We start from the raw sequence: 21813 nt of genomic DNA, 5'->3' as shown, positions 1-21813 counted from the left end.
GCTCGGAAACCGTGCCGTCGAAGTCGAACTGTGAAGGGTGTTGCGTCCATGGGGACCGAGGAGAAGACCGCCACCGGTGGCGGTGGCGTGCCACAGCGCACCGAGGACAAGCTGCGCTACTACCTCAAGCGCGTCACCGCCGACCTGGGGGAGACCCGGCGCCGGCTGGAGGAGCTGGAGGCCGTCGCCGGCGAGCCGATCGCCGTCGTCGGCATGGCCTGCCGCTTCCCGGGCGGCGTCGACAGCCCCGAGGAGTTGTGGCGGCTCGTCGACGAAGGACGGGACGCCGTCGGGCCGTTCCCCGCCGACCGGGGCTGGGACCTCGACGCGCTCTACCACCCGGACCCCGACCACCCGGGCACCTGCTACGCCCGCGAGGGCGGCTTCCTGCGCGACGCCGACCGGTTCGACGCCGGGTTCTTCGGCATCGGCCCCCGCGAGGCCCTGGCCATGGACCCGCAGCAGCGGCTGCTGCTGGAGACCTCCTGGGAGGCGCTGGAACGCGCCGGGATCGACCCGGAGACGCTGCGCGGCAGCCGGGCGGGCGTCTTCGTCGGCACCGGCCACCAGGAGTACGGCGCCCTCCTCCAGCGCGCCACCGAGAACTTCGAGGGCTACCTGCTGTCCGGCAGCGCGGCCAGCGTCCTCTCCGGCCGGCTGTCGTACGTCCTCGGCCTGGAGGGCCCGGCGGTCACCGTGGACACCGCCTGCTCGTCGTCGCTGGTGACCCTGCACCTGGCCTGCCAGTCGCTGCGGCGCGGCGAGTCCACCGTGGCGCTGGCGGGCGGCGCGGCCGTCATGGCCTCGCCGGGCATGTTCGTCGAGTTCAGCCGGCAGCGGGGGATGGCCCCCGACGGCCGGTGCAAGGCGTTCGCCGCCGGCGCCGACGGGACGGGCTGGGGCGAGGGCGTCGGCATGCTCGTCCTCGAACGGCTCTCCGACGCGCGCCGGAACGGGCACCCCGTGCTCGCCGTCGTCCGGGGCTCCGCCGTCAACCAGGACGGCGCCTCCAACGGACTCACCGCCCCCAACGGCCCGTCCCAGCAACGGGTCATCTGGCAGGCGCTCGCCGACGCCCGGCTGTCCGCCCGCGACGTGGACGCCGTCGAGGCGCACGGCACGGGGACGAGGCTCGGCGACCCCATCGAGGCACAGGCGCTGCTCGCGACGTACGGCCAGGACCGGCCCGCCGAACAGCCGCTGCTGCTCGGTTCGTTGAAGTCCAACTTCGGGCACACGCAGGCCGCGGCGGGCGTCGCCGGCGTCATCAAGACCGTGCTGGCGCTGCGGCACGGCGTCCTCCCGCGGACCCTGCACGTCGACGAGCCGACACCGCACGTCGACTGGTCGGCCGGCGCCGTCGAGCTGCTGACCGAGCGCCGGGAGTGGCCGGACACCGGCCGCGCCCGGCGGGCCGGCGTGTCCTCGTTCGGCGTCAGCGGCACCAACGCCCACGTCATCCTCGAACAGGCGCCGGAGGAGGAGCCGGCCGCGCCCGCCGGGGTCGCGGAGGTGCTGCCCTGGCCGCTGTCCGCCAAGAGCGCGGGCGCCCTGCGCGCCCAGGCGGAACGCCTCGCCGCGCACCTCCACACCCGGCCGGACGCCGACCCGGCGGCCGTCGGCTGGACGCTGGCCGCCGGCCGGACCGCCTTCACCCACCGGGCCGTCGTCGTCGGCGGCCCCGACGAACTCGCCGCCGGTGTACGGGAGCTGGCGTCCGCCGGTGCCGCGGCCGGCCTGGTCACCGGCGAGGCCGCCGCCACACACGACGGCGCGGTCTTCGTCTTCCCCGGCCAGGGCTCCCAGTGGGCCGGGATGGCCGTCGGCCTCCTCGACACCAGCACGGTCTTCCGGGAGAGCGTCGAGGCGTGCGAACGGGCCCTGGAGCCGTTCGTCGACTGGTCGTTGACGGACGTCCTGCGGGAGGCGCCCGGCGCCCCCGGGCTGGAGCGCGTGGACGTCGTCCAGCCGGTGCTGTGGGCCGTGATGGTGTCGCTGGCGGCGCTGTGGCGGTCGATGGGCGTCGAGCCCGCCGGTGTAGTCGGGCACTCCCAGGGCGAGATCGCCGCCGCCTGCGTCGCCGGCGGCCTGTCGCTGGAGGACGGCGCCCGGGTCGCCGCGCTGCGCTCCCGGGCCATCGGCGAGATCCTGTCCGGCACCGGCGGGATGGTGGCCGTCACCCTAGGCGCCGACGCCGTCGCCGAGCTGCTGGACGGCCTCGGCGACCGGGCGTCCGTCGCGGCCGTCAACGGGCCGCTGTCCACCGTCGTCTCCGGCGAACCCGCCGCCCTGGACGAGCTGTTGGAGCGCTGCGAGGCCCGGGAGATCCGCGCCCGCCGCGTCCCCGTCGACTACGCCTCCCACTCCGCCCAGGTCGAGCGCGTCCGCGAGCGCGTCCTCGCCGACCTCGCCGGCATCCGGCCGCGCACCGGGACCGTCCCCTTCCACTCCACGCTCACCGGCGAGACCGTCGACACCGCCGGGCTGGACGCCGACTACTGGTACCGCAACCTCCGCGAGACCGTCCGCTTCGAGCCCGTCGTCCGCGACCTGCTCGCCCAGGGCCAGGGCGCGTTCGTCGAGTGCAGCCCGCACCCCGTCCTCACCGTCGGCGTCGAGGAGGCCGCACAGGAGGCGGGCGTCCCCGCCGTCGCCGTCGGCTCGCTCCGCCGCGACGAGGGCGACTGGCGCCGCTTCCTCACCTCCCTGGCCGAGGCGCACACCCGCGGCCTCGCCGTCGACTGGACCCCGGCCTTCCCGCCCGCCGCCCGCCGCCTCACCGAGCTGCCCACCTACGCCTTCCAGCGGCGCGGCTACTGGGTCGAGACCCGCCCCGGCGACCGGGACCCGCTGGAGGAGCGGTTCTGGACGGCCGTCGCGGACGAGGACCACGACGGCCTCGCGGCCCTCCTCGAACTCGCCGACGCCGACGAACTGTCCCGGCTGGAAGCCCTGTTGCCGACCCTGTCGGCCTGGTGGGCCAAGCGCGCCGAACGCACGGCCGTGGAACGGGACGAGCCGGAGGAGGAGCCCGACACGGCCGCGTCCGCGCTGCTGCGGCGACTGGCGGGGCTGCCCGAGGCGGAACGGGTCCGGGTCCTGGTCGACCTGGTGGCCGCGCACGCCGTCGCGGTGCTCGGACAGGACGTGAGGGTGGAGCCCGGGCGGCCGTTCAACGAGATCGGCTTCGTGTCGCTCACCGCCGTGGAGCTCCGCAACCGGCTGCGCGCGGCGACGGGCCTGCCGCTCCCGGCGACGGTGGTCTTCGACCACCCGACGCCCGAGGCGCTGAGCCGCCGGATCCTCGCCGAACTCCTCGGCGAGGACGCGCCGGAGGCCCCGTCCGCCGCGACCACCGCGGCCGACGACGACCCGATCGCCGTCGTCGGCATGGCCTGCCGCTTCCCGGGCGGCGTCGCCGGCCCCGAGGACCTGTGGCGGCTGGTGGCCGACGGGCGCGACGCGATCACCCCGTTCCCCGAGGACCGCGGCTGGGAACTCGACGCCCTCTACCACCCCGACCCCGCTCACCCCGGCACCACCTACACCCGCGAGGGCGGCTTCATCGAGGGCGCCGACCGGTTCGACGCCGCACTGTTCGGGATCAGCCCCCGCGAGGCCCTGGCCATGGACCCGCAGCAGCGGCTGCTGCTGGAGACCGCCTGGGAGGCGTTCGAACGGGCCGGCATCGACCCGACGTCGCTGCGCGGCAGCCGCACCGGCGTGTTCGCGGGCTCCAGCGGCCAGGACTACACCGCACTCGCCGCCGGCGCGGCGGAGGGCCTGGAGGGGTACGTCCTGACGGGCAACGCCGCCAGCGTCATCTCGGGCCGCCTGGCTTACGCGTTCGGCCTGGAGGGCCCGGCCGTCACGGTGGACACCGCCTGCTCCTCCTCCCTGGTCGCCCTGCACCTGGCCTGCCAGTCGCTGCGCTCGGGCGAGTCGACGCTCGCCCTCGCGGGCGGTGTGACCGTGCTGTCCACGCCGCAGGCGTTCGTCGGGTTCTCCCGGCAGCGCGGGCTGGCGGCCGACGGGCGCTGCAAGGCGTTCTCGGCCGCCGCCGACGGCACCGCCTGGGGCGAGGGCGCCGGCCTGCTCCTCGTCGAGCGGCTGTCCGACGCGCGCCGCAACGGCCACCCCGTCCTCGCCCTGGTCCGGGGCACCGCCACCAACCAGGACGGCGCCAGCAACGGCCTCGCCGCCCCCAACGGCCCCTCCCAGCAGCGCGTCATCACCCAGGCCCTGGCCAACGCCGGCCTGACGCCGGCCGACGTGGACGCCGTCGACGCCCACGGCACCGGCACGCCCCTCGGCGACCCCATCGAGGCCCAGGCGCTGATCGCCGCCTACGGCAAGGAACGGCCCGCCGGCCGGCCGCTCTGGCTGGGCTCGGTGAAGTCCAACATCGGCCACACCGCGGCCGCGGCCGGCCTGGCCGGGATCATCAAGATGGTCAAGGCGATGGAACACGGCGTCCTGCCCCGTACCCTGCACGCCGACGAGCCGAGCCCGCACGTCGACTGGTCGTCCGGCGCGGTCGCCCTGCTCACGGAAGAACGCGAGTGGCCCGAGCCCGGACGTCCTCGCCGGGCGGGCGTCTCGTCGTTCGGCATCAGCGGCACCAACGCGCACGTCATCCTGGAACAGGCGCCCGGGGAGCGGGAGATGGAACGGGCGGAGGACGCGCTCGCGCCCGGGGCAGACGTGTCCGCGCCCGCGAAGGGCGTGGCGCCCGACCGCGACGTGCGCGGGAACGGGCCCACCCTCGTCCCCTGCGTCCTCTCCGGCCGTGGCGAGCAGGCCCTGCGCGCCCAGGCCGAGCGGCTGCGCGCGTACGTCGCCGAGCGGCCCGGGCTGACGCCGCTGGACGTCGGCTACTCCCTCGCCACCACGCGCGGAGCGCTGGAGCACCGGGCCGCCGTCGTCGCGGCCGACCGCGACGGCCTGCTCGCCGGGCTGGCCGCGCTGGCCGCCGGCAACCCGGCGCCGCACGTCGTCCGCGACGTCGCCGCCGGGGGCCGGACGGCGTTCCTCTTCCCCGGGCAGGGCAGCCAGCGGCCGGGCGCCGGCCGCGCGCTGTACGCGGCGTTCCCGGCCTACGCGGAGGCGCTGGACGAGGTCTGCGGCCACCTGGACGCGCACCTCGAACGCCCCCTCAAAAACGTGCTGTTCGCGGAGGAGGGGACGCCCGGCGCCGCGCTGCTCGACGACACCGCGTACACCCAGCCCGCCCTGTTCGCGACGGGCGTCGCGCTCGCCCGCCTGCTGGAGGGCTGGGGCGTCGTCCCCGACCGGCTCGGCGGGCACTCGATCGGCGAGCTGACCGCCACCCACGTGGCCGGTGTGCTCTCCCTGGAGGACGCCTGCGCGCTGGTCGCCGCCCGCGGCCGGCTGATGGCGGCCTCCTCGCCGGACGGCATCATGGTCGCGGTCGAGGCCGCCGAGGACGAGGTGGCCGCCGCCCTGGCCGACGACGACCGCGTGGGCATCGCGGCCGTCAACGGGTCCCGGGCGACCGTCATATCGGGCCGGCGCGAAGCCGTCGAGCGGGTGGCGGACCTGCTCGCCGCCCAAGGCCGCCGCACCAAGCGGCTGCGCGTGACGCGCGGGTTCCACTCGCCGCTGATGGACGACGTACTGGACGCCTTCCGTTCCGTCGCCGCCGGGCTCGACTACCGCGCCCCCCGCGTCACTCTCGTGTCCAATGTGACCGGAGAGATCTTGGAGCCGGAGGAGGTGTGCACTCCGGACTACTGGGTGCGGCACATCCGCCGCCCGGTGCGGTTCCACGACGGCGTCCGGCGGCTGGCCGCCGACGGCGTGACGACGTTCCTCGAACTCGGACCCGGCGGGGTCCTCTCGGCACTGGTCCGGGACGCCCTGGGCGGCGAAGACGACGGCACCGCCGCCATACCGCTGCTCCGGCGCGGCCAGGACGAGGAGACGAGCCTGGTCACCGCCCTCGCCCGGACCCGCGCACGCGGCGCGGCCGGTCCCGGCTGGGAGCGCTTTCACACCGAACGCGGCGCCCGTCGCGTCGCGTTGCCCACCTACGCGTTCCAGCGGCAGCGCTACTGGCCCGACGTCGTCGCCCCCGCCATGCCGGGAACCCCCGTCACCGGCGGCCGTGTCGCGGCGCCCGCCGAACCCGCCGTCGAGGGGACGTCGCTGCGCGACCGCCTCCTGCCGCTCTCCGGCGGCGAACGGGAGCGGGTCGTCACCGAGTTGGCGGCCGCGCACATCGCCGCCGTGCTCGGCCACCCGACGACGGAGGCGGTGGAGGCGAGCGTCGGCCTGCCCGAGCTGGGCTTCGACTCGCTCGCCGCCGCCGAGCTCCGCGCCGCCCTCCAGACGGCCACCGGCCTCACCCTGTCCACCTCCCTGGTCTTCGACCACCCCACCCTCAAGGCGCTCGCCGCCCATCTGCTGGCCGCCCTGGAGGAGGAACCGACAGGCGACGAGGAGGGGACCGGCGACGGCACCCTCGCCGCGCTGGCCCTGCGCGCCGGGGAACTCGGCGAGTTCGCCGCCTTCCAGGAGCTGCTGCGGACCGCCTCCCGCTACCGCCCGGTCTTCGGCGCCGGCGAACGCCCGGCCGCCCACCCGGAACCGGTGCGGCTCTCCCGGGGCCCGGCCGGCACCCGCCTGCTCTGCTTCCCGTCGTTCGCCGGCCGCTCCGGGGCCCACCAGTACGCCCGGCTCGCCGCGGCCGCCCACGACACGGCCGAACTGTGGGCCCTCCCGGCCCCCGGCTTCACCCCGGGCGAGGACCTCCCCGACACCCTGGAGGCGCTCGCCCGCCACCACGCCGAGGACGTCCGGCGCTGCGCCCCCGACGGCCCGTTCGCCCTCCTCGGCCACTCCGCGGGCGGCTGGATCGCCCACGCCGTCGCCGCCCGGCTGGAGGCGCTCGGCACCCCGGCCCACGCCCTCGTCCTGCTGGACAGCTACCTCCCCGGCAGCCCGGCGCTGTCCGCGATCCAGGAGGAGATCGGCCGGCGGCTGCGCGACGGCGGCGGCTCGCTCGGCCCCGGCGACGACCGCTGGGACGACACCTGCCTGACCGCCATGGGCGGCTACGACCGGCTGTTCACCGACTGGCGGCCGGAGCCCCTGACCACCCCGGTCGTCCACCTGCGGGCCGCCGAGCCGCTGGCCGCCTTCCCGGACGCCGGCTGGCAGGCCGCCTGGCCCGCGGCGGACAGCGCCGGCGAGGTGCCCGGCGACCACTTCGGCCTGGCCGGGGAGCACGCCGCGGGCACCCTGCGCACCGTCCTGAAGCGGCTCGCCGATCCGGGCGGAGCCGATCCCGATGGTGCTGCTCCGGGCGCCGCTGCTCCGGGCGCCGCCGCTCCGGGCGCCGCTGCTCCGGGCGACGCGGCTCCAGGCGCCGCCGGCCCGACCGCCGCCGGCCCGACCGCCGCCGGCCCGAACGCCGTCGAGCCACCGCACCGCCGCTGAGCCACCGCGCCGGGGCCACCGCGGTCACCACGGCCATTGCGGCGGGCGAGCCACCCCACACCGCACACCACCCCCGCACACTCCACGACCACCACCCACCCGTACCACCCACAACAGTGAAGGACACCGCACTCATGAGCATCGATCAGGTCCGCCGGCCGGAACCCGTCGACCAGGACGTCATCGACGGCCAGTCCGCCTACCACCGGCGCGCGCTCACCTTCTACGACCTGGTCGTCTTCCGCGGCAGCGCGCCCCTGTTCTGGCGCTGCTCGCCGCGCAACTTCCACCGGATGTACGCCACCTGCGTCGGTGAGAAGCACCTGGAGGTCGGGGTCGGCACCGGTTACCTGCTCGACAACTGCCCGTTCCCCACGCCCGACCCGGACATCACCCTGGTCGACCTCAACCCCAGCACCCTCGCGTTCACGGCCCGCCGCCTGAAGCGCTACCGCGTCACCCAGGTCCAGGGCAACGCCCTCGAACCGCTGCCCGTGCCCGACGCCTCGTACGACTCGGTCGCCCTCAGCTTCCTGCTGCACTGCATCCCCGGCAGCCTGCGCGAGAAGGGCATAGCCCTCCGCCACGCGGCGCGGGCCGTGAAGCCCGGCGGGTACGTCTTCGGCAGCACGGTCCTCTCCCAGGGCGTCCCGGTCACCCGCGCCGGCCGCTCGCTGATGGACAAGCTCAACGCCAAGGGGGTCTTCCACAACCAGGAGGACAGCCTGGAGGACCTGCGCGACCAGCTCACCGAGCACTTCACCGACCACGACCTCGTCGTGCGCGGCTGCGTCGGCCTCTGGCGCGCCCGCACGGCCCGCTGAGCGGAGGGGAGACGGCCATGGCACACCGCTGGTACCCCATCCTGGAGGCGGGCGACGCCTTCCTCACCTCGGCGCCCATGCGCCACACCCGCACCGTCGACCTGCCCTTCCCGCCCGAGGAGACCTGGTCGGTGCTGACCGGCGACGAGGCGTCGAGCTGGACCCGGGGCATGGAGAAACTGACCTGGACCTCCGAACGCCCCTTCGGCGTCGGAACCACCCGTGAGATCAGCATGAGCGGCGACTTCGTCCTCAAGGAGCGCTTCTACCGCTGGGAGGACGGCCGCCGCAAGACCTTCACCGGAACCGCGGCCTCCCGCCCGATCTTCCGGCGGCTGGTCGAGGACTACGTGGTCGAACCCACCCCGCACGGCTCCCGGCTGCGCTGGCGGTGGGCCGCCGAACTGCGCGCCCCCTGGAGCCTCCCGCTGGTACGGCACGCGCTCGACCGGTTCTTCTTCGCGCCGACGGGCCGGTCGCACATCGACGGACTGCGGACGTACATGACCACCCGGCGCTGAGCCGGCACCGCCGGAGCCCGACACGGGAAGAAGGGCTCCGGCACCCGCACCGAACGACAACCGAAGAACGACAACCGAATACCGACACCGAACGACCGGAAACGAGGGCTGGGCAACCATGTGCGGTATCGCAGGCTGGATCTCCTTCCAACGCGACCTGGAGGGTGAAGGGCCCGTGCTGCGGGCCATGAACGACACGATGGTCTGCCGCGGCCCGGACGCCGAGGGTGCCTGGCTGTCCCGGCACGCCGCGCTCGGCCACCGCCGGCTGTCCGTCATCGACCTGGAGGGCGGCGTCCAGCCCATGGTCGCCGAGACGGAGGACGGCCCGGTCGTCCTCACCTACAGCGGCGAGGCGTACAACTACACCGAACTGCGCGACGAACTCCGCCGCCGGGGACACGCGTTCCGCACGGCCAGCGACACCGAGGTGGTCCTCCGCGGCTACCTGGAGTGGGGCCCCGGGGTCGCCGACCGGCTCAACGGCATGTACGCCCTGGGCTTTTGGGACGGCCGCACCGAGCGGCTCGTCCTGCTCCGCGACCGGCTCGGCATCAAGCCCCTCCATTACCACCTCACCAAGGACGGCGTGGTCTTCGGCTCCGAGGCCAAGACCGTGCTGGCCCACCCGCTCGTCGAACCGGTCGTCGACACCGACGGCTTCCGCGAGCTGTTCGGCTTCGTCAAGACCCCCGGCCGGTCGGTCTGGGCGAACCTGCGCGAGGTGCGCCCCGGCACCGTCGTCACCGTCGACCGCGGCGGCGTCCGGGAGCACGTCTACTGGACGCTGGAGGCGAAGGAGCACCGGGACGACACGGAGACCACCGTCCGCCGGATCCGCGAACTGCTGGACGACACCGTCGCCCGCCAGCTCGTCGCCGACGTGCCGCAGTGCGTCCTGCTCTCCGGCGGCCTCGACTCCAGCGCGCTCACCGCCCTGGCCGGCCGCCACCTCGCCCGGCAGGGCAAGCAGGCCCGCACCTTCACCGTCGACTTCGTCCAGAGCGAGGGGTTCAACCCCGACGACCTCCACGACACCCAGGACGCCCCCTTCGCCCGGGACGTCGTACGCCATGTCGGCACCGTCCACCAGGACATCCGCCTCGACCACCAGCAGCTCGCCGACCCCGCCGTGCGCCGGGCCGTCGTCGCCGCCCGCGACCTGCCGTTCGGCTTCGGCGAGGCCGACAACTCCCTCTACCTGCTGTTCAAGGCGATCCGCGAGCACTCCACCGTCGCCCTCTCCGGCGAGTCCGCGGACGAGGTCTTCGGCGGCTACCCCTGGTTCCACATCCCGGCCGTCCAGGAACGTGCGATGTTCCCGTGGGTCACGGCCTCCTCCCTCGACCCGTCCGGCCACCCCACCAAGCTCATCGACCCCGAGCTGCTCCTGCGCACCCTGGACGTGCCCGGCTACTGGGCCCAGCGGTACGCCGACTCCGTGGCCGAGGTCCCCGAGGTGCCGGGGGAGGGCGCGCACGAGCGCCGCATGCGCGAGTTCTGCCACGTGCACCTGACGAGCCTGCTGCCCATGCTGCTGGACCGCAAGGACCGCATGAGCATGGCCGTCGGCCTGGAGGTCCGCGTCCCCTTCTGCGACCACCGGATCGTCGAGTACGTGTACAACACCCCGTGGGCCATGAAGACCTACGACGGGCGCGAGAAGAGCCTGCTGCGCGGCGCCACCCAGGACGTCCTGCCGCGCTCCGTCGTCGAGCGCGTCAAGGCCCTGTACCCCCGGACGCAGGAGCTCCGCTACGTCTCCGCCCTCCAGGCGCAGGTCTCCGAGCTGCTGGCCGGGGACCACCAGGCCGTCGGCTTCTTCGACGGCGCCGCCCTCCGGGAGGCCGCCCACGGCGCGCCCGAGGCCGTCCGCCGCGACGCGCGCGACGCCTTCGAACGCGTCCTCGACCTGGCCGTCTGGCTGGACGTCCGCCGCCCGGTCGTCAAGCTCACCTGAGCCCCCGCCCCCTCCCGTTCCCTCCCGTCCGTCCCGCCCCCTCGACCCCTAAGGAATCCCCGTGAAGGACGCCCCCGCCAAGGTCAACAACGCGGTCTACGACCGCCCGGACTCCTGGTGGCGCGACGACCGCCCGTTCGCCACCCTCCAGGAGTTCACCCCCGCCCGCTTCGCCTACTTCCACGACGTCCTCACCCGTCGGCTGCGGATGGACCTCGACGGGCTGAACGTCCTCGACATCGGCTGCGGCGGCGGCCTCCTCGCCGAGGAGTTCACCCGGGCCGGCTGTCGCGTCACCGGCATCGACCCGTCCCAGCCGTCCCTGGACGCGGCCGCCGCGCACGCGAAGGAGCAGGGCCTGGACATCACCTACCGGCAGGGCACCGCCGAGGAACTGCCGTTCCCCGACGGCAGTTTCGACCTCGTCTACTGCTGCGACACCCTGGAGCACGTCACCGACGTCGACCGCGCGGTCTCCGAGGCGTCCCGCGTGCTCCGGCCCGGCGGCCACTATCTCTACGACACCATCAACCGGACCTTCGCCTCCTGGCTGGTCATGGTGAAGATGGCGCAGGACTGGCCGTCCGTCAGCTGGGCCGAGAAGGACCTGCACGTCTGGCGGCAGTTCATCAAGCCCGACGAGCTCTACCGGGTCTTCGGCCGGCACGGCCTGCGCAACAAGGGCCAGGTCGGCTTCTCCTCCAGCCGCGGCCGGCTGGAGGTGCTGCGGCTGCTCCGCCGCCGGGCCCGCGGCCACATCTCGTACGGCGAACTCGGCCGTGAGTTCCGGCTCGGCACCAGCACCGACATCTCCGTCATCTACGCCGGGTACGCCCGCAAGGCCGGGGGGAGCACGGATGCCGGCCTGTGACCCCGGCGGGGACGCCGCCGACGTCCGGGTGCCGGTCCTGGTCGTGGGCGGCGGCCCCGCCGGCCTCGCCGCGTCCCTCGCCCTCTCCCGCTACGGCGTCCGCCACCTCCTCGTCAACAAGCACCGCGGCACCGCGCACACCCCCCGCGCCCACCTGCTCAACCAGCGCACCGGCGAGATCTTCCGCGACCTCGGCGTCGAACAGCGGGTCCTGGACCGGGCCACCCCGCCCGAACTCCTCGCCAACCACGTGTTCATGTCCACCTTCACCGGCGCCGAGGTCGCCCGGCTCGACGCGTACGGCAACGGGCCGGACCGGATCGGGGACTACCGGGCGGCCAGCCCCGCCCGGATGTGCAACCTGCCGCAGCACCTGCTGGAACCGATCCTCGTCGAGGCGGTCGAGGAGGCCGGCGTCGGCGAGCTCCGGTTCGGGCAGGAGTTCCTGTCCCTGACGCAGGACGAGAAGGGCGTCACCGCGCACGTCCGCGACCGGGGGACCGGCCGCGAGTACACCGTCCGCGCCGACTACCTCATCGGCGCGGACGGCGCCCGCAGCCGCGTCCTGCGCCAGCTCGGCCTCGGCCTCACCGGCGCGCGGTCCGTCGCGCGGGCCGTCTCCGTCTGGTTCGAGGCCGACCTGAGCCGGTACGCCGCCCACCGGCCCGGCATCCTCTACGTCGGCGCCGTCCCCGGCCGGCCGCCGACCGACGGCCGCGTCTTCGTCAGCGTCCGTCCCTGGGACGAGTGGGTCTTCCTCACCTTCCCGCACCCCGACGCGCCCCTCGACCCCGGCGACCACGAGGCGATCCGGGCGCGGGTCCTGGAGAGCATCGGCGACGACTCCGTCACCGTCCGCATCAAGGACGTCTCACCCTGGGACGTCAACGGCACGGTCGCCGAACGGTACGGCGCCGGGCGGGTGTTCTGCGTCGGCGACGCCGTCCACCAGGGGCCGCCCACCAACGGGCTCGGCCTCAACTCGGCGGTCGCCGACTCGTTCAACCTCTGCTGGAAGCTCAAACTCGTCCTCGACGGACCGGCCGGACCCGAGCTGCTGGACACCTACCACAGCGAACGGCACCCGGTGGGCCGGCAGGTCGTCGACCGCGCCGTCCGCAGCATGGCCGACCTGCTGGCCGTCCCCGAGGCACTGGGCTTCACCGAGGGCCAGAGCGCGGACGAACAGCGGCGCATCCTCGAGTCGCTGCACGACGACACGGCGGAGGCCCGGGCCCGCGGCGCGGCCCTCGCCGACGCCACCCGCCGCGTCAACTACCAGGTCAACGCGCACGGTGTGGAACTCGGCTACCGCTACCGGGACGGCGCCACCCTCCCCGACACCCCCGAACCGGACGGCGACCGCGACCCCGAGCTCTACTACCGGCCCACCACCTGGCCCGGCGCCCACGTCCCGCACGCCTGGCTGGAGGACGGCCGGCGCGCCCTCTCCACCCTCGACGTCGTGGGGCGCGGCGCGTTCGTCCTGCTCACCGGCCCCGGCGGGAAGCGGTGGCACGCCGCCGCCCACGAGGCCGGGCGCCTCACCGGCGTCCCGGTGACGGTCCGCGTCATCGGCACGCCCGAGGACCTGCGCGACCCGTACGGGCAGTGGGCGCGGGTCCGGGAGGTCGGCCCGGACGGCTGCGTCCTGGTCCGGCCGGACGCGCACGTCGCCTGGCGGGCGGCCGACGGCTCGCGGGCCGGAGAACTGCCCGGCGTCATGGCCGAGTTGCTGCGCGCCCGCGGGAAGGCCTGAGGCATCCCCGGCCGGGCTTCGCGGAACAGGGCCCGGCCGGCGGCCAAACGGCCGCGGGCACACGGCGGACGCCGGGGAGACGGTCAGGAAGCCGTCCGGTTGTCCCACGCCCAGGCGGCGATCCCGACCCGGTTGCGGACGCCCAGCTTGCGCTGGACGTTGGCGAGGTGCGTCTTCACCGTGCCCGGGGAGATGAAGAGTTCGGCACCGATCTCGGCGTTCGTCAGCCCCTTCGCCACGAACCGGGCGATCTCCGCCTCGCGTTCGGTCAGCGGCTCGGCGGGCGGTGCCGCGCGCGGCGGCTCGGGCGCCCGCAGCTGCCGCAGCAGACGGACCGTCACCGACGGGCTGACCATCGCGTCCCCGGCCATCGCCGCCCGGACCGCCTCCACCAGCAGCGCCGGGCTCGACCGCTTGAGCAGGAACCCGCAGGCCCCGTTGCGGAGCGCCGTGTGCACGTACTCGTCGAGGTCGAACGTCGTCACCACGACCACCCGCAGCGGGTCCGGCACGTCCGGGCCCGCCAGCAGCCGGGTGACCTCCAGCCCGTCCGGCCGCGGCATCCGGATGTCCGCCAGGACGACGTCCGGCCGCAGCCGGGCGGCCAGTTCGACGGCCTGCCGCCCGTCCTCGGCCTCGCCGACGACCTCCATGTCCGGCTGCGAGTCGAGGACCAGCCGGAAGCCGATGCGGACCGCTTCCTGGTCGTCGGCGAGGAGTATGCGGATGCTCATGATCGTCACGGTAGCGGCCCTCCGCCGGTCGGCATACCCCGGGCCGGGCGGCGGCCGCCCGCACTCTGCCGATCGGCGGATGTGCCGGCCGGGTCCCGGACGGGAGGGTGGTCACCGTCCGGCGGACACGGCCGCCGGACGGAACTCGGGGACGAGGGGACGGACCGCCATGAGCACACGGGTGACCACCGGGGAACCGGCCTCGGACGGCGTGACAGCGCCGCCCGCGGGGGAGGCGCGGGGCCGGTGGTGGTCCCGGTGGCCGGTCTGGTCCGGCTGCCTGGCGGCCCTGTGGTCCCTGCTGTACGGCGCCGCGGGCCTCTACTGGGCGGCGGGCGGCGCCGGTTACCCCTTCGCCAAGGTCGTGGACGACCGCGCCTCGGCCTCCCTGCTGGAACCCAGCCGGGCGGAGACCGTCGGCCCGGTGATCGCGGCGGTGGGCGCGGCGGGTGCCGTCGCCGGCATCCTGATGGCCTGTGGCGTGGGCAAGGGCCGGGCGCGGACCTGGCTGCTCGCCTACGGATGGACCTCGGCCTGCGTGATGGCCTTCGCCGTCCCCGACTACTCCCTCCTCGGACTGCTGGTCTTCGCGCCGCTCCTGGTCGTGTTCGCCTTCACGGGAGTGCCCGGGCCGCAGAACGGGGTGGGCGACATCCTCTACTGGCACCGGGGCAACCTGATCATCATCTTCCTCGGGGGCCTGCTGTGGGCCGCCGCCACCCTCGCCTACCAGTGGCGCACCGCGAACCGCTGCGCGGCCTGCGGCCGGGGCCGGCACGGCGCCGCCCACTGGACGACACCGGAGGCCACCCGGGGCTGGGGCCGCTGGGCGGTGTACATCGCCGCCCTCTCCTCCGTCCCCTACGACTTCACCCGCCTGGCCTGGTACTTCGGCTGGCCCGTCGGCATCACCCGGGCATTCCTCGAGGACATGCAGGACACTCCCGGCATGCTGGAGATCGGCCTGGGCCTCGGCCTCCTCTCCACCGCCGGCGGTCTCCTCACCCACGGCCTCATCAGCCGCTGGGGCGAGGTCTGGCCCCGGTGGGTGTGGTGGAAGGCGGGCCGGCGCATCCACCCCCTCACCGCCGTCGTCCCCGCCACCACCGTGGCCCTGGTCCTCATCCCCGGCGGCCTGATGAACGCCCGCACCGTCACCGCCGAGATGTGGGGCGCCAACGGCCCCGGCATCCTCTGGACGGTCTGGGGTCTGGCCCTGGGCGCCGCGACCCTCGCCTACCACCTCCGCCGCAGGGGGACCTGCGGCCGGTGCGGACGAACGTGACCAGGGGAGGCAGCCGCCGGCGCGGTCGTCGCCCGCCGCGGGTGCCGCCGGCGGGCTCTCGCGGCGAAGCCGTCCGCACGGCCACGAGGGCCGTGCGGTGCCGTGTGGTGAGGCGCGCTGCCTGGTGCCGTGTGACGTGTGGTGACGTGCGCCGTGCGGGGGCGGAAGCGTGCGGGTCTACTTGGTCCTGACGACGCATTCGGTGGGGGCCAGGACCGCCACCGAGCTGCCGCAGGCGTTGCTGTTGCGGGATGCCTGCATGTTCGCGTCGTCGGTGATCACACCGCCCGACGCCCCCGGGCGGGAAGCCGGCCGGTGATCGTCACGGGGCACCGAACAGCGCATGGGAGTCAGGGCCTGGAGGAAGCTGCGGCAGGCGTTGGAGCTGTCGTCGGCAGTGCTGTTGCCGATGTCCGTCAGCAGCCCGCCGGGCGACCGGTCGCTTCCGGGACCGTCATCGGCGGCGGCCGGCCCGGCGCCGACGGCGATCACCGCGACGGTCAGTGCGGCGAGGGCGCCGGCCTTGGTGAACTTCATGTCTACTCCCGCTCGTTCAGGTGAGCCGCTGGTCGGGAGCAGCATGGCCACCGCCTCTCCGGCGCATGCGCCCATCGGCGTCCAACCACCCGGATCGGCGATCGAGCGCTTGGAGCGGAGGGGACGCGCGAGCCGAGCCGGGGGCGCCGTCGCGGTGCTCGCTGTGGGGCACCGGAGGCGGACAGGACTTGGGGGGCTCGGGTTGCGTGTGCTCGGGCCGTGACACCCCGCCCGGCAGCAACCGCCTCACCATCACCACGGCAACTCCGCCCGCACCTCCCACCCCCCACCCGCACGCCCGCCCGCCGTCAACACCCCGCCCAACGCCTCCACCCGCTCCGAGAGCCCTGCCAGCCCCAGCCCACCCCGCCGCTCACCGGCGCGCGGAACGGCCCCGCGCCCGGAGTCCGTGACCGACACGGACAGCGACGACCCCGCCGGGCCGCCCCCGCAGGACAGGACGACCCGCACCCGCTCCGCGCCGGGCGCGTGCCGCCGCACGTTGGTCAGCGCCTCGACGACGACGCGGTGCACGGTCGCCGCGACCTCGCGCGGCACGTCCGCCCGCCGCCCGGGCGGCAGTTCGTCCGTCAGCCGCACATCCGCCGTACCGGACGCCCGGAACCGCTCCACGACCCCCGGCACGTCGTCCAGCCCGTACGCCGCCGCCCGGGCACCGGCGTCGTCGGGCACCGGCGCGTCCGCGCCACGGGCGGTGGCGGCACGGGCGGTGGCGGCAAGCCCCCCGTCCCCGTCGCGCAGCATGTGCACCGTACGGTCCATGGCCCCCAACGCCCGTACCCCTGCCTCCTCGATCTGCCGGAGCAGCGGCGGCACCTGCTCCGGCCGTGCCTCGTGGACGACCTGCGCGGCCTGGGCGAGGGCGACGATGCCGGAGACGTCGTGGGCGACGAAGTCGTGCAGATCGGCGGCGAGTTCGAGCCGCTGGGCCCGCCGGGCCTCCCGGACGCCGCGCGCCCGCCGCTCCCGCGCCGTGTACAGGGCGGTGCCGAGCGCGCCGGCGGCCAGCGGGCCGGCCGACAGGAACACGGACTGCCCGGTGGCCTCCAGCGCCCCGTCATAGGCGCCCGCCCGCAGCAGCAGCGTGGACACGGCCGCCCCCAGCGCCAGCCAGAACCCGGCCGCCCGCCGGGGCGGAAGCGCCCGGGTGACGAGGAGGACGAGCCAGGTGCCGGACACGTACTCGACGAAGGCCAGCTCGATGGCGACGGACCCCTCGACGGCCGCACCGGGTCCGGCGAGCACGGTGCCCAGCCCGCACACCGCCGCCACGGCCACCGCCGTCCGGGCGAGCCGGCCCGCGGCGCGGGGCCACCAGCCCGTCGCCGCCAGGGTGAGCAGGGCCGACGCGGTCATCGTGCCGACCGCCGTCCACCCGGCGCCGGGCAGCGCCGCGGCCCCCACCGCCACCACTCCCGCCCCGGCCGCGCCGCAGCCGGCCCTGACGACGGCCCGGCGGCCGGGCCGTCGCTTCCTCGTGCGCTCCATCCGCGGGAGTCTAGGCCGACCATGATCCACTGTCACCGGGAAGGAGAGCACGCGGGACGAGGCGGGCTCCGGCGGCGGAGGGTGACGTGTCGATCACCCAAGGTGCCCACCGGTGCCCGGCGTGACCGCCGCGCTTGGGGAGACACCCGTCCGCACGTGTAGTTTTTGTAGTACGGCCGCACCGGTCACCCCGGAGCATGCGGCACGTACTCGTCATCAAGCGCGTGCTGCCGCCCCCGGCGCCGCCATGCCGATACGAAGGACGCCCCACCCATGCCCTACGTGCGCCACTGGTTGCGCAATTCCGTCCTGTTGTTCGCGGCAGCGATCGTGCTCGGCATGACCGCCGCGCACACGTCGCTGATCCAGCCGCACGACCTGGACCTGGACCGCACCATCCAGACGAACACCCGCACCGGCTGGCTGAACAGCGTGATGGAGGGCGTCAGCTACCTCGCCTCGCCCGTCGCGGGCGTGATCATCCTCGCGCTGTGGACCGGCTGGCTGCTGATCGTCCGGCGGCGGCCGATCCAGGCCGTCGCCACCTTCCTCGTGGTGGCGGTCGGCTGGAACAGCACCCAGGTCGCCAAGGCCCTCGTGGCCCGCGACCGGCCGCCGCGGCAGTTCTCCCTCGACCCGGAGATCGGCTCCAACAGCTTCCCCAGCGGCCACACGGCCTTCACCGTCGCGGTGGCCGTCGCCGTGTACTTCCTCTTCCGAGAGTCCCGCCACCGCCGCACCGTCGCGGTCTGCGGCGTCCTCGCGGTGCTGCTGGTCGCCTTCTCGCGGATGTACATCGGCGCCCACTACCCGACCGACACCTTCGGCTCGGTCCTGGTCGCCGGCTCGGCGATCTTCTTCGTGACGGGCATCTGGCACGTCTGGATCCTCCCGAGGGTGGACCGGCTGCCACTGCTCGCCCGCTTCGGCCTGGAGCAGGAGCGCGCCGAGCTGGAGGCCCGGGAGGACGGCCACGCCGCCGTCCCGGGGCCGGGCGGCCCCCGCCGCCCCGGCCGCCACCGCAGGCACGCCGCGCGCTGACCGCCACCCGCCGAGCCCCCAGGGCCCGCCGCCTCCCCGGAGACGGCGGGCCCTCGCTCTTTTGGGCCGGGGCCCTCCGGCCTCTTCCGCCCTCATGCGAACGTCCTGGCTCCTCCGGCTGCCTCGGCTCCTCCCGCCCGGGGCCCGACTGCCTCGGCCGTCCCGTCCCGCCGCTTCCCGCCCCGGTCTCTTTCACCCTCCCCGCCGCCGCGACCCGCCCCCGCCGCCCTACAAGCCGCTGGGGGAGGCCGCCATACTTGGGGGAGGCCGGGGGCGGCGCGGAGGCTACGACGGGGGCGGCGGGGCGGGGATGGCGGAGACCAGGCTGATCCAGGGCCGGTACCAGCTGCTCGACCGGATCGGGCGGGGCGGCATGGGAGAGGTGTGGCGCGCCCGCGACGAGTCCCTGGGCCGGCACGTGGCCGTCAAGTGCCTCAAACCGCTGGGACCGCGGCACGAACCGTCCTACCTTCGGGTACTCCGGGAGCGCTTCCGCCGCGAGGCCCGCGTCGCGGCGGCGCTGCAACACCGCGGCATCACGGTCGTACACGATTTCGGCGAGAGCGACGGGGTCCTGTACCTGGTGATGGAGCTCCTCGACGGGCGCAACCTCAGCCAGCTCCTGGAGGACAACAAGCAGCACCCGCTCCCCGTCCCCGAGGTCGTCGACATCGCCGGACAGGTGGGTGCCGCCCTCGCGTACACCCACCGGCAGGGCATCGTGCACCGCGACCTCAAACCGGCCAACATCATGCGGCTGACCGACGGCACGGTGAAGATATGCGACTTCGGCATAGCGCGCCTGGGCCACGACATCGGCTTCACGGCCCGGCTGACGGGGACGGGCATCGCCATGGGCACCCCGCACTACATGTCGCCCGAGCAGATCGGCGGGGGGAGCGTCGACCACCGCAGCGACCTGTACTCGCTGGGCTGCGTGCTGTACGAGATCGCCACCGGCACGCCGCCGTTCGACATGGACGACGCCTGGGCGGTCCTCGTCGGCCACCGTGACACCCCGCCCACACCCCCGCGCGACCTCCGCCCGGAGCTGCCGCCGGCGTTCGAGGACGTTGTCCTCGACCTGCTCGCCAAGGAGCCCGACGACCGTCCCGACGACGCGGCGGACCTGGTCCGGCGGCTGACCGGCGCACAGCCGGGAACGCACACGGGCGGCATCGCGTACGCCGCCGCCACGCCGTACCCAGCCGACACCTCGCAGGCCACCGACACCCCGCGCCCAGCCCACACCTCGCACGCCACCAATGCCTCGCACCCAGCCCCTACCCCGTACACCGCCGGCACCTCGTACCCAGCCGACCCCTCATACATCACCGACTCCTCATACACCGGCGGCACGTCCCACCCCGGCGCCACTTCCCGCACCCACCCGCACCGCCTCTCCGAACCGCCGCCGAGGCTCCCGGCCTGGGCGCGGCACATGACCACCGGCTCGAAAGCGGCCGGCACCGGTGCCATGGCGCTCCCGCCCGACCCCTCCGCCGTGCTGACCGGCGCCTGGACGGTCCCCTGGGGCGGCCGGAGGGCCACCACGGCTCCGGCGCGCGAGCCGGGTGCGGACCCGCGCCGGCCGTCGGCCGGTCCGGGAGCGCCGCGCCCCGCCGACGCCGCCACCGGTTCCGCGGGTACCGCACGCCCTTCCCCGGCGGCCGCCGTCCCCCCGAGCGTGCTCGACGAGCTCGCCGCCCGGCACAGCGGCGGCCTCCGCCTCGGCCGCGCCGGACGCTGGGCGGAGGCGGACGAGACGCACCGCGCCGTGCTGGCCGAACGGGAGCGGCTGCTCGGCCCCGACCACCCCGACACGCTCGCCAGCCGCTACGAGGTGGCGTTCTCGCTCAGCCGGCTCGGCCGCCCGGAGGAGGCGCTGCGCGAGTTCGCCCGTACCGCCTCCGCCCGCTCCCGCACCCTCGGCCCCGACCACCCCGACACGCTCGCGGCCCGGCAGGAGACGGCGTACGTCCTCGGGCGGCTCGGCCGCCACTTCGAGGCCCGGGAGGTGTACGCGGACGTCCTGGCGGCCCGCGAACGCATCATGGGCCCCGACCACCCCGACACCCTCCGCTGTGGCCACAACCTCGCCTTCAGCCTCAGCAGACTGGGGCTGCTGGAGGAGGCGTACCGGATGGCGCACGACGTGGCCGCCGCGCGCGCCCGGGTGCTGGGCGGGGACCATCCCGACACCCTCGTCACCCGCTACGAGGTCGCCTACACGCTCGGCCAGCTCGACCGGTGGAGCGACGCCCTCCGCACGTACCGCGAGGTGGCGGCGGCCCGCACCCGCGTCCTCGGCCCGGACCACCCGGACACCCTGGCCGCCCGCTACGAGGCCGGCATCTGCCTGGGCCGCCTCGGGCGCAGCACGGAGGCGCTGGAGCTGTACCGCGCGCTGATCGAGGACCGCACCCGTGTCCAGGGCCCCGCCCATCCGGACACCCTCCGCGCCCGGCACGGCATGGGCGTCAACCTCGGCCGCCTCGGCCGCTGGGAGGAGGCCCTCGCCGAGGCCCGCGACGTCTGCGCCATCCGCGCCCGCGTGCTCGGCGCCGACCACCCCGACACCCTCGTCAGCCGCCGCGAGGTGGCCGTGGGCCTCGGCTGGCTGGGGCGCTGGACGGACGCCCTCGCCGTCTACCGCGACGTCGCCCAGGCGCGCCAGCGCGTCCTGGGCGCGGACCACCCCGACGCGCTCGCCAGCCGCAACGACGAGGCCCGCTGCCTCCAGCAGCTCGGCCGCACGGCGGAGGCGGCGGAGCTGTACCGCCAGGTGGCCGCGTTGCAGCAGACCCGCGCGGCCCGCCACCGAGGGCCCGGCTAGCCGCTCAGCCCGCGAACGCCCGGGCGACGGCCAGGCTGTCCTCGTACACGTGATGCCGCGTCACCAACCCGTCCTCGACCGTGAGATGCAGCGCGAACCGCGCCCGGTAGCGCCGTCCCGTCGGCCGCGCCGTCAGCCGCAGCTCGCCGGTGACGACCGTGTCCGTCCCGTCGACGAGCACCCGCTCGATCCGCGTGTCCGTGTCCTCGGGCACGTGGTGCGCCCCGATCTCCCGGTAGTGCGCCGCCGCGTCCGCCCGGCTCGACCGCTCCCGGATCCACGGCGTCTCCGACCGGCCCGCCTCCTCCGCCGGCCAGTCGAAAGCCCAGTCAGCCCCGTCCGCGTACAACTCGGCGATGCGCTCCGGGTCTCCGTCCGCGATCCGCCGGAGCAACTCGCCGACGACGGCCCGGGTGGCGGCGGTGGTGTCGGCCATGGTGCCGGTGGCGGGGCTTGCAGTGCTCATGTGAACTCT

At 75.1% G+C, this 21813-nt stretch carries 13 protein-coding genes; 9 read left to right on the top strand and 4 right to left on the bottom strand.

Going from position 1 to position 21813, the window contains the following annotated elements; genetic code table 11:
- Window positions 1–48 precede the first annotated feature (48 nt).
- The 6 genes from ACQEVS_RS03070 (at window position 49) to ACQEVS_RS03045 (ending at window position 13396) form a co-directional block, all read left to right on the top strand.
- Window positions 49–7461, top strand: a complete 7413-nt coding sequence (locus tag ACQEVS_RS03070) for a type I polyketide synthase (protein ID WP_433014820.1) — start codon at window positions 49–51, stop codon at window positions 7459–7461.
- Between the two features lie 134 nt (window positions 7462–7595).
- Window positions 7596–8285, top strand: a complete 690-nt coding sequence (locus ACQEVS_RS03065) for a class I SAM-dependent methyltransferase (protein WP_433014817.1) — start codon at window positions 7596–7598, stop codon at window positions 8283–8285.
- A gap of 17 nt (window positions 8286–8302) precedes the next feature.
- Window positions 8303–8806, top strand: a complete 504-nt coding sequence (locus ACQEVS_RS03060; RefSeq protein WP_433014814.1) for an SRPBCC family protein — start codon at window positions 8303–8305, stop codon at window positions 8804–8806.
- Window positions 8807–8924: 118 nt separating this feature from the next.
- Window positions 8925–10766, top strand: a complete 1842-nt coding sequence (gene asnB, locus ACQEVS_RS03055; protein ID WP_433014810.1) for an asparagine synthase (glutamine-hydrolyzing) — start codon at window positions 8925–8927, stop codon at window positions 10764–10766.
- Window positions 10767–10827: 61 nt separating this feature from the next.
- A complete protein-coding gene (gene ubiG / locus ACQEVS_RS03050; protein WP_433014807.1) occupies window positions 10828–11637 on the top strand; it encodes a bifunctional 2-polyprenyl-6-hydroxyphenol methylase/3-demethylubiquinol 3-O-methyltransferase UbiG in 810 nt (269 codons plus the stop codon).
- Window positions 11624–13396, top strand: a complete 1773-nt coding sequence (locus ACQEVS_RS03045) for an FAD-dependent monooxygenase (protein ID WP_433014804.1) — start codon at window positions 11624–11626, stop codon at window positions 13394–13396. The genes ubiG and ACQEVS_RS03045 overlap by 14 nt, the downstream gene beginning before the upstream one ends.
- An 83-nt stretch (window positions 13397–13479) precedes the next feature.
- Here ACQEVS_RS03045 and ACQEVS_RS03040 read toward each other — a convergent pair whose 3' ends face one another.
- Entirely contained in the window at window positions 13480–14130 is a 651-nt protein-coding gene (locus ACQEVS_RS03040) for a response regulator (protein WP_433014801.1), read from the bottom strand.
- Between the two features lie 169 nt (window positions 14131–14299).
- Here ACQEVS_RS03040 and ACQEVS_RS03035 point away from each other — a divergent pair, with 169 nt between their 5' ends.
- Entirely contained in the window at window positions 14300–15415 is a 1116-nt protein-coding gene (locus ACQEVS_RS03035; RefSeq protein WP_433014798.1) for an NYN domain-containing protein, read from the top strand.
- A gap of 177 nt (window positions 15416–15592) precedes the next feature.
- Here ACQEVS_RS03035 and ACQEVS_RS03030 read toward each other — a convergent pair whose 3' ends face one another.
- Both ACQEVS_RS03030 and ACQEVS_RS03025 read right to left on the bottom strand, forming a co-directional pair.
- The gene (locus tag ACQEVS_RS03030; RefSeq protein WP_433014795.1) at window positions 15593–15952 is read right to left on the bottom strand and encodes a hypothetical protein; all 360 of its coding nucleotides are present in this window, start codon (window positions 15950–15952) and stop codon (window positions 15593–15595) included.
- Between the two features lie 252 nt (window positions 15953–16204).
- On the bottom strand, window positions 16205–17461 hold the full coding sequence (locus tag ACQEVS_RS03025; RefSeq protein ID WP_433014792.1) for a sensor histidine kinase: 1257 nt from the start codon (window positions 17459–17461) through the stop codon (window positions 16205–16207).
- A 273-nt stretch (window positions 17462–17734) separates the two neighbouring features.
- Between ACQEVS_RS03025 and ACQEVS_RS03020 the strand changes: the two genes are divergently transcribed.
- The gene (locus ACQEVS_RS03020; protein WP_433014789.1) at window positions 17735–18502 is read left to right on the top strand and encodes a phosphatase PAP2 family protein; all 768 of its coding nucleotides are present in this window, start codon (window positions 17735–17737) and stop codon (window positions 18500–18502) included.
- Between the two features lie 310 nt (window positions 18503–18812).
- Window positions 18813–21338: a tetratricopeptide repeat protein gene (locus ACQEVS_RS03015; protein WP_433014786.1), complete on the top strand. Its 2526-nt coding sequence runs from the start codon at window positions 18813–18815 to the stop codon at window positions 21336–21338.
- A 4-nt stretch (window positions 21339–21342) separates the two neighbouring features.
- Here ACQEVS_RS03015 and ACQEVS_RS03010 read toward each other — a convergent pair whose 3' ends face one another.
- Window positions 21343–21804, bottom strand: a complete 462-nt coding sequence (locus tag ACQEVS_RS03010) for a nuclear transport factor 2 family protein (protein WP_433014783.1) — start codon at window positions 21802–21804, stop codon at window positions 21343–21345.
- Window positions 21805–21813: the final 9 nt, after the last annotated feature.

Source organism: Streptomyces sp. CA-181903 (genome assembly GCF_050937075.1).
Lineage (GTDB): Bacteria > Actinomycetota > Actinomycetes > Streptomycetales > Streptomycetaceae > Streptomyces.
Note: the sequence above shows the minus strand (reverse complement) of the source record. Positions and strands in the feature narration are given on the sequence as shown.

Coding starts and splice junctions, on each gene's coding strand:
- ACQEVS_RS03070 (WP_433014820.1), top strand. CDS start 49: ATGGGGACCGAGGAGAAGACCGCCACCGGTGGCGGTGGCGTGCCACAG.
- ACQEVS_RS03065 (WP_433014817.1), top strand. CDS start 7,596: ATGAGCATCGATCAGGTCCGCCGGCCGGAACCCGTCGACCAGGACGTC.
- ACQEVS_RS03060 (WP_433014814.1), top strand. CDS start 8,303: ATGGCACACCGCTGGTACCCCATCCTGGAGGCGGGCGACGCCTTCCTC.
- asnB (WP_433014810.1), top strand. CDS start 8,925: ATGTGCGGTATCGCAGGCTGGATCTCCTTCCAACGCGACCTGGAGGGT.
- ACQEVS_RS03045 (WP_433014804.1), top strand. CDS start 11,624: ATGCCGGCCTGTGACCCCGGCGGGGACGCCGCCGACGTCCGGGTGCCG.
- ACQEVS_RS03040 (WP_433014801.1), bottom strand. CDS start 14,130: ATGAGCATCCGCATACTCCTCGCCGACGACCAGGAAGCGGTCCGCATC.
- ACQEVS_RS03035 (WP_433014798.1), top strand. CDS start 14,300: ATGAGCACACGGGTGACCACCGGGGAACCGGCCTCGGACGGCGTGACA.
- ACQEVS_RS03030 (WP_433014795.1), bottom strand. CDS start 15,952: ATGAAGTTCACCAAGGCCGGCGCCCTCGCCGCACTGACCGTCGCGGTG.
- ACQEVS_RS03025 (WP_433014792.1), bottom strand. CDS start 17,461: ATGGAGCGCACGAGGAAGCGACGGCCCGGCCGCCGGGCCGTCGTCAGG.
- ACQEVS_RS03020 (WP_433014789.1), top strand. CDS start 17,735: ATGCCCTACGTGCGCCACTGGTTGCGCAATTCCGTCCTGTTGTTCGCG.
- ACQEVS_RS03015 (WP_433014786.1), top strand. CDS start 18,813: ATGGCGGAGACCAGGCTGATCCAGGGCCGGTACCAGCTGCTCGACCGG.
- ACQEVS_RS03010 (WP_433014783.1), bottom strand. CDS start 21,804: ATGAGCACTGCAAGCCCCGCCACCGGCACCATGGCCGACACCACCGCC.